Origin of the sequence: Nocardia sp. NPDC023733 (genome assembly GCF_040639775.1) — a bacterium.
Lineage (GTDB): Bacteria > Actinomycetota > Actinomycetes > Mycobacteriales > Mycobacteriaceae > Nocardia > Nocardia rosealba.
The window spans coordinates 133,941-147,050 of the sequence record NZ_JBFAAN010000001.1 but is presented as its reverse complement, the minus strand read 5'-3'; the positions used below and the strand labels follow the sequence as shown (position 1 = coordinate 147,050).

The following is a 13,110-nucleotide window of genomic DNA, read 5'->3' as shown; positions in this document are numbered from 1 at the left end:
AGCCGCACCACTTAACATCACCGCATGTCGCTGCGCACCGTCCCCGAGTCGATGGATCCGGCCGTGGTGGCCGCCGTCGACACCGAGCTCGACCGGGTCGCTGCCGAGCACGGTGTGCGCATCCGCCTGGCCATCGAAAGCGGCAGCCGCGCTTGGGGTTTCCCCTCGCCCGATTCCGATTACGACTGCCGTTTCGTCTACGTCGCGGGCCTGGAGACGTATCTGTCGCCGTGGCGTACCCGCGATGTGATCGAGACGCCGCTGACCGGCCTGCTCGATGTGAACGGCTGGGATCTGGCCAAGGCGCTGCGTCTATTGGTGCAGGGCAACGCGGTGCTCGTGGAGTGGTTGATGTCACCCATCGTGTACCGCGGAGACGAGGATTTCCGCGCCCGTCTGCGTGAAGTCGCAGTTCAGGTGGCCGATCGCGACCGCATCGCCCGTCACTATCTACACCTGGGTGCCCGCCAGTGGGGGCTCTACGCGCGCAACGGCGGTTTGAAAAAAGTGTTCTACTCGCTGCGCCCGGCGATGGCGCTGCGCTGGTTGCGCGAGCATCCCGGCGCGGCGGTGGCGCCCATGCACCTGCCGACATTGATGGCGCAGTGCGAGCTGCCCGCCGACCTGGTCGCGGCCATCACCGAACTCACCGACCTGAAGTCGCGCACCCGCGAGATGGGGGCCGGTGCACCGCCTGCCCTGATCCCGGCCTTCATCGACGACGAGTTCGCCAGGGCCGCAACAGAGTTCACCGCACGCATGCCGCGCGACCTCAGCACGGCGCGGGCGGTGACCGACGAGTTCTTCCGCGCGGAGGCCCTGAAATAGCAGAAACTCCGCACCATCCGGTGCGGAGCTTCACGTTCGTACGCTGGTTCGCGCAGAATCAGAGGACGCGGACGTCCTGAGCCTGGGGGCCCTTCTGACCCTGGCCGATCTCGAACTCCACACGCTGACCCTCATCGAGGGAGCGGAAGCCCGAGCCACTGACAGCCGAGTAATGCACGAAGACGTCGGGGCCTCCGCCGTCTTGCGCGATGAAGCCGAAGCCCTTCTCGCTGTTGAACCACTTCACAATGCCCTGAGCCATTTCAAAAACTTTCCTGTAGACGAGCCAGGTCCTAATAGTCCGGTCCCGGTCTCGCTGTTCAACAATGCCACGGTTTCGGAAATTCCTCCACACCTCCACCGGGGCGCTGTGAGCAAGCCAACCCTCGTAGCTGCCAGTTGGTGCTGTCACATAGTCGACGAGGTGGATGCTGCGTGGATGCCGATGTGGTTGCCGCAGGGATGCGGTGAATTGTCCGGAACACGAACCGAGCCGACTGGCACGCATCACCATCGATAACCCTATTGCGCGGCGACCGACCACCGTCAGCGACCCTATACATTTTCGATAAAACCAGTACGGCAAATTTCCTACCAGCGTATTTTCCGTTTCGTGAGGGTGCACACATCCCGGACGAGAAAACGCGCAAGGAGCTGAGCGTGCTGAACATCAACCATTTCACTTACGGCTGGCTGACCCCGTTGCTCGCCTATCTCATGTCGGTCCTCGGCTCGATGCTGGCACTGCGTTGCATGGTTCGCTCGCGCGCCTCCGGCATCCACGGCGGATGGCTCACCGCGGCCGCCATCGCACTCGGCGGAACCGGCATCTGGGTTATGCACTTCATCGCCATGCTCGGTTTCTCCGTGCAGGGCGCGACCATCCGCTACAACGTGCCGATCACGCTGTTCAGCGCCGCCGTCGCCATGGCCGTGGTGTGGCTCGGCTTGTCGATCGTCGTGCGCCGCAGCTGGGACACCGCCGCGCTTCCGGTGGGCGGCGCGATCACCGGTCTCGGCGTGGCAGCCATGCACTACGCCGGCATGTACGCGATGAAAACCGACATCGAGATCGTCTACGAGCCGACCGTCGTGGTCGCCTCACTGGTGATCGCCGTGGTCGCCGCCACCGCCGCCCTCTGGTTCGCCCTGCACATCCACGGTTTTCTCGCCACCATCGGCGCGGCCCTGCTGATGGGCGTCGCCGTCACGGGCATGCACTACACCGGCATGTTCTCCATGAGCGCCCACACCAGCGCGCACGTCGCCCATGCCACGGGCGCCACCGCGTCACAGCTGCTCACACCGCTGATCGTGGCGATCAGCATGGTCACCATGATCCTGCTCATGCAGGTCGGCATCACCGAGGCCGAGGATCCGAACCTGACCCGCCCGATCCACGGGCAACGCGCCAGCCGTTTCTGGCCGAGCGGCCAGAACTAATCGACGACACGCACCCGCTGCGCCTCGGGACCGCGCCGCGTCTCGTGCACCGCGAATTCCACGCGCTGACCGGCCCGCAGTGTCCGGAACCCCTCGCCGACGAGTTCGGTGTACTCCACGAACACCTCCGGCCCGCCCGCGTCCGGGGTGATGAAACCGAACCCCTTGCCGCCGTCGAACCAGCTCACCACGCCGCCGGTCATCCACCGACCTTCCTAATCATTTGCCTGACATGCCGATTCGTTCATGGTCGCATGCCGTCGAGCGCGACACGAAAGCGCACGGACCGGTCGACGCACCCGAGCTGGATAAACTCCAGCCAGGCTCGTCCGCGAGAACGGAGATCCGGTGTCTCACCATCCTGCGCGACCCCCACTCCGACACGGCTGCTCATGATCCGCGTCGCGGCGAGGCCCGCCGCCGAGGCACTCACGGTCGTCGTCGCCACCTCCGTGGCGGTGCTCGCGATCATGATGCCGATCAGCTTCGCCGACCTCGGCGAATCCGCCCACGACGATCTGCTGGTGTTCAACATCCCGCGCGCGATGACCGGCGGCGCGTTCATCGCGGTCATCACCGCTGCTGTCACCGTGGCGGTGGGCAGTGTGCGCACCGCCCGCTGGACCGCACTGCTCGCGCTCGCCGGGATTCTGCTGAGCCACCTGCTCGCCGCGGGCGACAGCAGCGACGGCCGTCTCGACAGCGGTGTGTCCCTGGCGACCCTGAACTTCGTCGACGCGCTGCTGGCCGGGATGGCGCTCGGCGCCACCGCGGTGGCGGTGTGGAACGAGCCGAGGCTGCGCATCGCGTACCTGTTCGCCGCGATCGGCGCCACGGTCCTCGGTGACCTCACCCAGACGCCGACCGACGACACCACCGGTGGTTTCGACGGAGCGCTCGCGGGCTCCCTGCCGCTGTGGTTCATCGGGGGCAGCGTGCTCGCGCTCGCGTATTTCGCGGTCACCAGCGCCACGCCCGCCGCGGCACACACCGATTCCGCGATCCCGCTCGCGCCGGTGCTCGCCGCCGTTTTCGTCTACTCGGCGATCATCTTCACCTCGCTGAACGTGTCACACCACAAGACCAGCCTGCGGCACGTGGTGATCGCCTCGATCATCGTGCTCGCCGCCACCGCGGCCGCCGCTTTCGTGCTGCCCGAGCGCGACGGCGTGCTCACGGTGTTGATGTCGTCGTTCTCGGTGGCGGGCAGCCTGGTCATCACCCTGCCGCGCAACGGCTGGGTGGATCTGGGCACCCTCGTCGCCATCGCCATCGGTCTCGGCCTCGGCATGCACCGCCCACGCCCCCTCGCCGCCGCCCTCTGGATCGTGGCGCTGGCCGGCCTCACCCTCGCCGCCGACATGACCGCACCCCCGGCGACCCTCACCGCCGCCGTGGGCTGCCTGGCGCTCGGCGCCATCTGCGGTTACGGCGTGGGCAGCGCGGTTCCGGTCAACTCCTCGTCGGCGGTCGTCGGCTTCTGCGTACTGTTCGTCCCATCCCTCGGAGTCGCACTGAGCGACACCGAATTCGGCCACCTCGCCTACTCCTCGGCCTGGTACCGCACCGCCGAGGTGGACCGTGGACCCGTGCCCGGCACCGTCGCGGTGATCATCGCGCTCGTCTGCACGGCCATCGTCGCCCTGATCCTGCGCCGGCGTCAGCCCTCCTTGCCGGATTCGGGCCCCCAGTCCCTCTAGTCAGGGCCTGCCGCAACAGCTTTCGGGGTATACCCAGTTCATGAGTTTCCCGGTGTCCTTCGGGCTCCCCCAGATCGGCCTGCTCGTCCTGATCGCGGTGGGCCTCGTCCTGCTCGTCGCGGCAGCCCTGCCAACCACCCGCCGCCGCGGCCTCAAATCCGTTCTGGGCCGCGCGATCCCCGGAACCGCCCTCCTCCTCGCCGCCACCCTGCTCCTCTGGATCGCCACCCTCCTCCAGACCTACCTGGGCCTCACCGGCGAGATCAAAGCCGCCCACGTGATCGCGAAATCCGTCGGAGACCAATCCCTGGAACTCGACGTCACCACCTTCGACACCGACGGCACTGTCACCAACCGCACCACCCACCGCATCGAAGGCGACCTGTGGGTGATGCAAGCGGCCATCGTCGAACTGGAACCCTGGGTCAACGCCCTCGGCTTCCACTCCGGCTACACCCTCACCCGCCTCTACGGCCAGCGCCTCGACGGCCGACCCACCACCCAATCCCACATCTTCCTCAACGGCTCCGACCGCGACTTCTTCGAAGACATGCGCGAAAACCGCTGGTACACCTCCCCCTTCATCCGCTCCGCCTACGGAAACGCCGTCATCGCCTCCCCCGGTGAATACGACGTCTGCATCTCCCGAGACGCCATCAAGATCTGCCCACCTCGCTGAAACCTCCGAGTCCGCAGGGCCTTTCGTACGTACATTGGATCAGTGGAGATCCGCAGATACACCGAGGCCGACCGTCCCGAACTGACGGCCCTGGCCTCCCACGTCGGCGAGGGCTCCCCCACGGCCAGCCTCTGGGGCCACCCCGAATCCGAGAAAGCCGTGTACCTGACCCCCTACATGGACCTCGCCCCCGACTCCATCTTCCTCGCAGTGGACGACGGTCGCCTCGTCGGCTACCTCACCGGCTGCGTCGACAGCACCACCTTCCCGACCGAAGAAGCCCGCCTCGAATCCGCAATCCGAGACCACCGCTTGATCTTCCGCCGCAAGCCCGCCACCTTCTTCGCCCGCGCCCTCACCGACACCGCCATCGCCAAACTCCGCCACCAACCCCTCGCCAGCGAACTCACCGACCCCCGCTGGCCCTCCCACCTCCACATCAACCTGGCTCCAGCCGCCCGCGGAACAGGCGCCGCCGACGCACTGATGCACCAGTTCTTGGACCACCTCAACGCAAGCGGATCACCCGGCTGCTACCTTCAAACCCTCGTCGAAAATACCCGCGCGGTCTGCTTTTTCGAGCGTCACGGCTTCTCCGCTCACGGAGCCCCAGCGGCAGTTCCCGGGTTGCGATACCACGGCACACGGGTGTGCCAGCTGACCATGGTCCGCCCGACAACATCCTCTTGATTACGAACCACGGCCCGCCACAATTTATTCCATCGAGCACCTAGGCAACAAACCTTTCGATACCAGCTCAACCATCGCCAACGATCGAGCATTCTTCTTGTCCGGGGCGCAGTTACAATCCGACGCGCACTGACGACCAGGTGACCAGTGTGCTGATCAGTTCAGTGTTCTCGCCACACCCATCAGTTCAACAGCGCAAGCGTGCCCCTCCTGAGCGGTCAACGATCATGGCTGTCGGACTGGCCGGATATCGTTGTGCCCATGGATCACTCATCCGTGCCGGGCACGTGGCGAATTCGGACGGCACTTGAGTCTTCAATACCGAAGCGATGCCAGCTTGGTCGACAGTAGCCCATACCGTCCTTGCCGCGATAGCAGGCGAATATCATGCCATCACCTACAGGACCACACCGTCGGCCCCGGCTACCGATATGTCCTGGAGATCCAGGGGCCTCACAGTCCGAATGACCTAGAATCCCGTGCCGCACAGGCGCGGTTGAACTGCTATCGGCGTTACGCCATTGACCTGCCCGCCGATGGCGGAGTACCAGCCCCGGCACCAAAACTCGTTGACGCACGCCACAGGGCAGTCGCGGGTCGTCCTCGACCGATCCACATCTGCACCCGATGCTTGATGCAGTTGCCAGCCACCGGCGTATGCGCAGAATGCGATGCCTAACGCCACGACCTGCTGTAACTTTCAGAGCAATCAGGCAGATTGAAGCGCCTCCTGGTCTGCAACCCGAGACACTATCCTATCCGACGAGATTGAAGTACCCGGTCAATTCGGACTCCTCCTCGCCGACCAACAGTCCCCGGTCCAGGAATCCATTCATCAATTCACAGCTCGTCTCTGGCAGGAGCACGCAGGCATGACACGCTGCCAGGTTCAAACTCTCAGAACCGCTGGCCTCTGATTCCATACATAGCGGGTCATTAGAACACCACTGCGCTCGAGAAAGTGCCGACCGCAACGAGAGCTCAAGCTTCTCGGGTCTACCCTGAGCCACAAGTCCACCGAGACTGCCCGCAGAGTCCGTAGTCGCGGTGTAGATCAGGATACCTGCCATAGTCTCGCCCGTGTATATCCGCTCGCGCAGAGCGGATGCGGCGTAGCCGCAGTCCAGACTCCACTCGATGATCAGCGAGTGAGCAAGCGTGTGCAGCAACAGTTGCCTGGCAGTCACATGTGAGTCCTGTGCGGCACCGGGCCGGGGGTTCTTGCGTAAGCGCGCCTGGAGAATCTGGCGGTGGTGCTTTCGAATCCTCTCAGTACGATCGATAACCGCCGGGTCTGATTCCCACTCTTGCAACCGCGTTTCAGAAAGGCGGACGAACACGCCTTCCCCGAAGACTTCGATCGCGGGTAGCCACTCGGTCGACTGATCACGAAGATCACAGCGGCGACTGTCTGCGTCAGCTTCGGAAGGGAGTTCACCTCGCACGAAAGCTGCGAGCGCACGCACTTCGCGAAGCCGTTTCACCAACATCACCTGGTCGATGTCGAGTGCGGAAAGAACGGCTGTATCGCCCTCGGGTGGTGTACAAACAAATGGCTGCCAGTCCGCCGAGAGAGTCTCCGGCCGACCCCGCACGAGCTGTTCGTACTCCTGACTACGCAACTTACCGACGCGCTGACCGACCGGGTTATCATCGCTCTCCGAGGCATCGGGCTCATTTGCCGCGGCAATCACTTCGAGCACGTCCTCGACGGTCGCCTGTACTTTTTCGAGCGCGGCGGCGCGGTCGACGAGATACTCACGTACGTAATCCTCCTTCTTGCCGAGCAGCCGATGCTTCTCGACGAATGCTGGGATGCCTTCCCCCCAAGGCGGAATCGACAACGCACTCTGCACAATCGGATGCCATACCGAGGATGAACCGCGCTGCATGGTCTTGGGCTCTTCATCGCAAGCTTCCGTGCTGCCACCCGTGAGCCACGGTCGGGCGCCGCTGCACCGGTAACCGATCTCCTGCAGCGCACGCTTGCTGAAGGCGCCCTCCATCGACACTTCGGGTACACCACATGTGCACCGAATCCGGATGGCTCGCAACGATGCGCTCGCGCCGACCGTACACATGCTCAAAGCGCATCCACCCGTGCGACCTTCACGTTCGGCACCGCGATGTACCCACTCCCAGTAGGGAAAGTCGTCAATGTGCCCGCTGTCGCACACCACGACAAAGCGAGACGGAACAAGCTTCTCCTTGTCGCATGCCACGCAGACAGCTTCGTTCGGCAGCGAGTTGAAACGCCGAAACCGCTCGAGCTGTTCGCACTTCGGGCAGGTGTAGTACTCGGGAAATCGGTGCACCCGAACCCCGTCGTAAGCCTCATCAGGATCCTTTGCCGGCGGTAACCGAAAATGATCGACGCCGAGCAGTTGAGCGAGCCTGCGTTCAAAGACCTTCGGCGCATCGTGCGCGCCCCACGAATCGTGACCTGCAACGATGAACGACTCGTTTTCGACAGCGATCATCGCACCGACGCCGTAGGTCGTGACCAATTGAGATCGCCTGGCCTGGCCAAGTTTTCGCAACACTCCACCGGTAGCACCGCCGATTCGCTTGCGTCGTGTCGGTGGTGTCATCGCCGGGTACCTCCAGCTTTCAGGAACAGGGTTGCTTCGGCGTCGACGTCACGCAGACTCCATGGCGTGGGCCAGCCATCTTCTTCGTCGTACTCATCGCCGTCGGAATCGTCACCGATATTCGCCAACAGCGCAGGATGTCCCTTCTTGGGCTGATAGCGCAGTGTTGGGAAAATTTCCGCCTGGTCGCACCACCAGTCGAGGAACTCATTGCAGGCTCGCTCCGTTGCCTCCTTCTCCTCGCGCGAAACGTTCTCCACGCGGTCGACAATCTTAGTGACGACCCTTCGCCTGATGTCGTCGACGTAGTCTGCGACGTTCGCCGCCGACGTGTCGTCGCGAGCGCCGGGCACCGTCAGCCTCGTCAAGGCAACGATCACTGCATGCAGCCCCCGATCCCGTGCTCGGGCAGAAAAGGGAGTCACGCTGGTCGATTCAACCTCGCGATACAGCGCGGAATGGAACGTCTGGAACGACTCGTAGTGCGAGCGGTCTCGCGAGCGCGCGGAGTTCAACATGACGGCAACCAGCCCCGGGTATCTGCGGCCCACCCGGCTTGTCGCCTGAATATATTCGGCCGTGGTCTGTGGCTGTCCCATGACAGCCATCAACCCGAGGCGATCGATATCGACGCCGACAGAAATCATGTTCGTGGCGAGAAGAACGTCGACCACGGTTTCAGCGGGCAGCTCACGCTCGAGTGCTTTGAGATACTCACTGATCTTTGTGGCGTCGGCCCGGCTGCTCAATTCGATAACCTCGGGCCCGTTCGCCCGGTCGTCGGATTCGCCTGCACCTTCGGCGAGGGCTCTGATGCGCTCGGCGACATCGCCGTATACCTGCAGCTCCGCGGCTGACAACAAGCGAAGACTGTTGAAGTAGCCGACCAAGGTCCAGTACGCATCGAGAATGCGATCATCGACGACCCCGCGGGCTTGGAACGCCCGGAACAGGATTGCCGCGTAGGTGCGAACCAACAGCGTCGCCTGACTGCCGTGTGCCGAGAACAGCCCGACGTACCGGCGGGTGGCCTTCACCGCACGCGGCGACTCCACCGCGAACCACGAGTCACGAGAATCCAGGCCTGCAGGCGGGAACTGAGCAACGCGTCGGTCGAACAAGGCAGTGACCTGATCGGAGGCGCGTCGAATCGTCGCGGTGGAGGCGATGACTTTCGGCTTGGCCGCCAAGATGTCGATGGCGGTTTCGTAGAGCCCGGTCAGCGTCCCCAGTGGCCCGGAGATGAGATGCAGTTCATCCTGGACGATGAGGTCCGGTGGAGCTGAAGGCTGTCGGTCTCGATTGAAGAGGTTCAGCGTGCTGGGATTCCATGGCAGCGCCGCGAACTTGTCGACTGTCGAGATGATCAAGGTGGGATGTGCGTCGTAGACGGCTTCGTCGACGAGATGCACGGGAAGTCCTGTCCCACCATGGAAGTCGCAGACCTCGGATCGGCAGCGGACGAACATTCGGCAAGAGTCCTCGTCGACCTCGTAGTCGTTGGCGTCCAATGGTTCGCCGCACCACGGGCAGGAACGAAGCTGGACGGGATTGTTCTTCGTAAGCCGCGTCCCCGGGCTGTTCTGCAGCGCTTCCAGCTTTTGTGCTGCGACGTCCAGCCGATTGGGGGTGGCCGACTGGCCGACCCACATACCGATGGAAATCGGTTCCGTGCCGAGCGCCGCGTCTTGCGCGCGAAGCAACTCCATCGCACAGATGAGCGTCGTTCCACGTTCGAACTGCTGGAGGGTGAGGAGCCTCAGTGTGTACCGCATGATCACGGTGACACCCGCACCCGCTTCCCCCAGCCGGAGCCGTCGTAGGAACGTAGTGAAAGCGATCAGACCGAGGTAGGCCTCGGTCTTGCCACCGCCGGTTGGGAACCACAGCAGGTCCGCGACCTCGCGGTCGTCGTGGAAGGGATCGACGATGCCGCGCAGACTCAACAGCATGAACGCTATTTGGAACGGACGCCATTTCCCGACCGTCAAATCGATCTCGCCGTTGCGACCGTTCTTCACCCACACTGTGCGTGCCCGCTGCATCGCCATCGCACGATTAGCAGCGCGGAAGGCAGCGAAGACCTGATCGTTTCCCGGGCCCGCCAGCATCTCGACGCCGCCCCGCATGCGCGCCAGGGCGACACCACAGAGCTCGAGCTGATCGCTACCCGCCTTGCTTAGTTCAGGGTCGGCTATCGTGGCGAGTTCGCGTTCACGATCGCCGATCCACCGTTCGTATCCCTCCAGCAGTGCAATCAGGTCAGCGATCACTTGCTCGCGTTTGCGGGTTGCCAACCCGAGCATGCCAAGCGCATGATCATCGATTTTGGGATTCGAGTCGGTCAACAGAACGTCATAGCTAGGCATGAATTCAGATCGCACTTCGGCGACGGATGCCCGTTCGAGCGGTTTCGCGGTACGGATGGGCGGCGGAGTCCAGTCCCAGACCGCCGAACAACCATGTCCGACTGCGAACGAGGGGGCGTGCCGATTCAGCAAGCGACTGAGCCGCAGTTCTTCGTCGTGGGACTCATGCCGAGGCGCACGATCGACGAATGGCTTCGTGCCCTCCGGACCACGCACGGTGATAGTCGGTTGGAAGAAGCAGTACGCATCTTTGAGATCGTGCTCGCCCACCTTATGGACGTTCACAAGTGTGGTCGTGATACTAACCGCTCCGTCCGGCCCCGATTTCCGAACTTTGGTCCAAAGTTGAAGTCCGACCGCGATGCTAACCTTAGCTACTGGTCCGGGCTTCCCGACGTCAATCGTCACGTCCTGGCAGGGGACCTGCTCGCGCAGCCAATGCTCCCCCTGTTGATCGACCGTACGGGCTTGTCCCCGTTTAGGATCGACAGAATGGCCCTCCGAGTCTTGGGGAACGTATCGCGCCACGTCGATCGACACCCACAGCGTGGATGTGACAGTAGGGTCCACAGCGAACGTCAAGCCGATCGACGACGGCTGGCGGGTGTTCGCCAGCGCGACTCCGGCTTCGTTCCCCTGTTCGCCATCATCACCTTTGACGACATCAGGTCCGGCTGTTTCTGTTGTGCCGACTTCCTCGGTAGCGACACTGCCGAGGGGAAACAGCACACCAGTGAGGTAGGCGGTGATCGGGGCGTCACTTGTCAGGATCTCGGTGTCACCACCATGTGGACCAAGTAGATCCAGGCGCAGCGCTTCCCGTAGCTCACCACGGAACTTGTAGTGGTTGTCGAACATCGCCTTCGTCATCCCTCCGCCTGGTCGCCGGCTACGCTGTCAGCCTTCTTCTCCCACACGTACGACCCGAGTCCACACAACCGAGGCGCAAGCCAGACCCCGTGCGAACCGAGGTCAGCGCGCGCCGATTCCGCAGTGGAACCCGCCACGGTCTCCACGCAGTCGATCTGCACGTTCGCGATGGCGTCGGGCCACCGCGTGACCTTCTGCTTGGGGTACTTTCTCCGTGATCGCGCAAGATCGGCGAGGAAGCGATCGGACACCTCACCAATTCGCACATCGCCGTGCCAAATTCCGTACTGCGGCGGCACGTTGTCCTCTGGGTAGAGCGACGGTTCACAGACCAAACGAACCAGGTCACCTCCGTGGACGGAGGAGGCGAGATACTCCTGCACCAGGATTGCGGAGTACTCCCGGCTCTGCGCGGGCCGATCACGAGCGACATCCAAGTCACCGAATTCGAGTGCCCCCGACTTCTGAAACCGGTCGAACTTGTGCCATCGATAGAACTTCGGGTTACGCCAACGACCGTCGAATACCCGCTTGGGGAACGGCTCCACCCGATAGTTGTCCTCTCGCGCCCTGGTCATCGCCACATACAGCAAACGGGCACTTCCTGGGATATCCTCGTCCGACTTGTCTCCCTCGGCTTGCCCAAGAATGAGGACCCGATCGAATTCGAGGCCCTTAGCACGATGGATAGTCGTGAGCAACACCCCACGTGTTTCGGTGTGCACGAGATCATCGGGCGTGCGTTCCTCTGCGATGACGCAATGCAAACGACCGAGATCGACCACACCGCCAACTCGGCCGCCCGCAATTACTCGCAAAGATCGCCACGCCCGATTTGGTTCGTTGACCAAACCTTCGACGGCGGAGTGGAATCGCTGTTCGGTAATAGTCTGAATGCCGTCCCCGGTTGCGAACAGGCGGACCAGCCACCTGGGCGCGGGCCGTGATTTCGGTGAGCGCTGGATTGTGTGCGTGATCCCTTCCTTGCAGAAGCTCTCCGACAGTTGGAGCACCTGGCCGTTCGTAGCACACAGAATCGCGGTGGTTGCTTCGGCATCGCGCAAGGAGGCGAGAGCAAATTCGTCACGCTCCTTGCCGATCAACGCACCGAAGTTCGGCAGTGTCTCCCATGCCGTTAGAAGTTCACGACGAATAGTCTGCGCGACGTCATCGGCCTTCGCTCGATCATTGGGCATCGCCTGCAAGCGACATCCGTAGCTCAGAGCAATTTTCGCGTCGTCGGAACGCGCCCGGAAGTTCTCATCGAGTCGATGCTCGACAAGGTCATCCGCGAACTCGGCACGAAGCCAGGCGAAGAAGCGATTGGTTTCGGCAGCGCGTTCATCCAGGTCCTCGATCTGAAACCCATAGATCGACTGGGCGGCGTCGCCGACCACCGTGAAACCCGCACAATCCCGCGTTGCGGTGAGCAATGCTTCGACCATCGACCTCCGTACGCCGACCAGGTCCTGGACCTCGTCGATGACGATATGGCTCGGCGGCTCGACGACAGGACCATCTGAATTATCGTCGAAGATCCCAGCGCGGATCGATTCCGTAGCTGCCACGATGACCTCATCGAACTGCAACATCGCCAGATCCCGGCCTGGCTCACACTCGTGAAGGAGGGACCGCGCCCAGCCGTCGAAGGTGTAGGCACGCACGCGTCGGGCGGACTTGGCGACCAGGTCGATACGCTCCCGCAGAGCCCGAACGGCAGCCCGGGAGAAGCTCAGCACAAGAATCTCCGAGGCTTCCAGCGGATCTTCTCCGTCGGCGCTACAGACCCCGGTCAGCTGCTCCAACCGATAGGTCAGGGTGGTAGTCTTCCCGGCTCCCGCGCCCGCAGCGACAAGAACCCGCTCGGCCCACCCACGTTCCACGATCGCGCGTTGCGCATCGGTGAGCGTCAAATGGTATGGGGATAAAGCCGAAGGCAT

General features: G+C 63.1%; 10 protein-coding genes. 5 read left to right on the top strand and 5 right to left on the bottom strand.

Annotated features, from left to right (window positions below; all coding sequences use genetic code 11):
- Positions 1 to 24 precede the first annotated feature (24 nt).
- A complete protein-coding gene (locus AB0F86_RS00615; protein WP_356986306.1) occupies positions 25 to 828 on the top strand; it encodes a nucleotidyltransferase domain-containing protein in 804 nt (267 codons plus the stop codon).
- A gap of 58 nt (positions 829 to 886) precedes the next feature.
- On the opposite strand, the gene AB0F86_RS00610 is transcribed toward AB0F86_RS00615, so the two are convergent.
- Positions 887 to 1,090 (bottom strand): cold-shock protein, encoded by a 204-nt coding sequence (locus AB0F86_RS00610; protein ID WP_014987157.1) that lies wholly within the window; start codon positions 1,088 to 1,090, stop codon positions 887 to 889.
- A gap of 398 nt (positions 1,091 to 1,488) precedes the next feature.
- Between AB0F86_RS00610 and AB0F86_RS00605 the strand changes: the two genes are divergently transcribed.
- Positions 1,489 to 2,271, top strand: a complete 783-nt coding sequence (locus AB0F86_RS00605; RefSeq protein WP_067636832.1) for an MHYT domain-containing protein — start codon at positions 1,489 to 1,491, stop codon at positions 2,269 to 2,271.
- On the opposite strand, the gene AB0F86_RS00600 is transcribed toward AB0F86_RS00605, so the two are convergent.
- Positions 2,268 to 2,474 (bottom strand): cold-shock protein, encoded by a 207-nt coding sequence (locus AB0F86_RS00600; protein WP_067493316.1) that lies wholly within the window; start codon positions 2,472 to 2,474, stop codon positions 2,268 to 2,270. The two genes, AB0F86_RS00605 and AB0F86_RS00600, sit on opposite strands and share 4 nt — an antisense overlap.
- 189 nt (positions 2,475 to 2,663) lie before the next feature.
- On the opposite strand from AB0F86_RS00600, the gene AB0F86_RS00595 reads away from it, so the two are divergent.
- The 3 genes from AB0F86_RS00595 to AB0F86_RS00585 are packed head-to-tail and all read left to right on the top strand — an operon-like array spanning position 2,664 to position 5,340.
- Positions 2,664 to 3,971, top strand: coding sequence for a hypothetical protein (locus tag AB0F86_RS00595; RefSeq protein ID WP_356986308.1), 1,308 nt, complete (start codon positions 2,664 to 2,666; stop codon positions 3,969 to 3,971).
- 40 nt (positions 3,972 to 4,011) lie between these two features.
- Positions 4,012 to 4,650, top strand: a complete 639-nt coding sequence (locus AB0F86_RS00590) for a hypothetical protein (protein WP_356986310.1) — start codon at positions 4,012 to 4,014, stop codon at positions 4,648 to 4,650.
- A gap of 42 nt (positions 4,651 to 4,692) precedes the next feature.
- A complete protein-coding gene (locus tag AB0F86_RS00585) occupies positions 4,693 to 5,340 on the top strand; it encodes a GNAT family N-acetyltransferase (protein WP_356986312.1) in 648 nt (215 codons plus the stop codon).
- 755 nt (positions 5,341 to 6,095) lie between these two features.
- On the opposite strand, the gene AB0F86_RS00580 is transcribed toward AB0F86_RS00585, so the two are convergent.
- From AB0F86_RS00580 to AB0F86_RS00570, 3 genes are read right to left on the bottom strand one after another with little or no spacing between them, the layout of a single operon-like run.
- Positions 6,096 to 7,931 carry a DUF1998 domain-containing protein gene (locus AB0F86_RS00580; protein ID WP_356986314.1) on the bottom strand — a complete coding sequence of 612 codons (1,836 nt, stop codon included), beginning with the start codon at positions 7,929 to 7,931 and terminating at the stop codon, positions 6,096 to 6,098.
- Entirely contained in the window at positions 7,928 to 11,170 is a 3,243-nt protein-coding gene (locus tag AB0F86_RS00575) for a helicase-related protein (protein WP_356986316.1), read from the bottom strand. Before AB0F86_RS00575 ends, AB0F86_RS00580 begins: the two co-directional genes overlap by 4 nt.
- Positions 11,167 to 13,083, bottom strand: coding sequence for a UvrD-helicase domain-containing protein (locus AB0F86_RS00570; protein ID WP_356986317.1), 1,917 nt, complete (start codon positions 13,081 to 13,083; stop codon positions 11,167 to 11,169). The genes AB0F86_RS00575 and AB0F86_RS00570 overlap by 4 nt, the downstream gene beginning before the upstream one ends.
- Positions 13,084 to 13,110 lie beyond the last annotated feature (27 nt).

Bases quoted from the DNA above. Each gene is read 5' to 3' on its own strand.
- AB0F86_RS00595 (WP_356986308.1), top strand. From the start codon at position 2,664: ATGATCCGCGTCGCGGCGAGGCCCGCCGCCGAGGCACTCACGGTCGTC.
- AB0F86_RS00580 (WP_356986314.1), bottom strand. From the start codon at position 7,931: ATGACACCACCGACACGACGCAAGCGAATCGGCGGTGCTACCGGTGGA.
- AB0F86_RS00575 (WP_356986316.1), bottom strand. From the start codon at position 11,170: ATGACGAAGGCGATGTTCGACAACCACTACAAGTTCCGTGGTGAGCTA.
- AB0F86_RS00615 (WP_356986306.1), top strand. From the start codon at position 25: ATGTCGCTGCGCACCGTCCCCGAGTCGATGGATCCGGCCGTGGTGGCC.
- AB0F86_RS00600 (WP_067493316.1), bottom strand. From the start codon at position 2,474: ATGACCGGCGGCGTGGTGAGCTGGTTCGACGGCGGCAAGGGGTTCGGT.
- AB0F86_RS00610 (WP_014987157.1), bottom strand. From the start codon at position 1,090: ATGGCTCAGGGCATTGTGAAGTGGTTCAACAGCGAGAAGGGCTTCGGC.
- AB0F86_RS00590 (WP_356986310.1), top strand. From the start codon at position 4,012: ATGAGTTTCCCGGTGTCCTTCGGGCTCCCCCAGATCGGCCTGCTCGTC.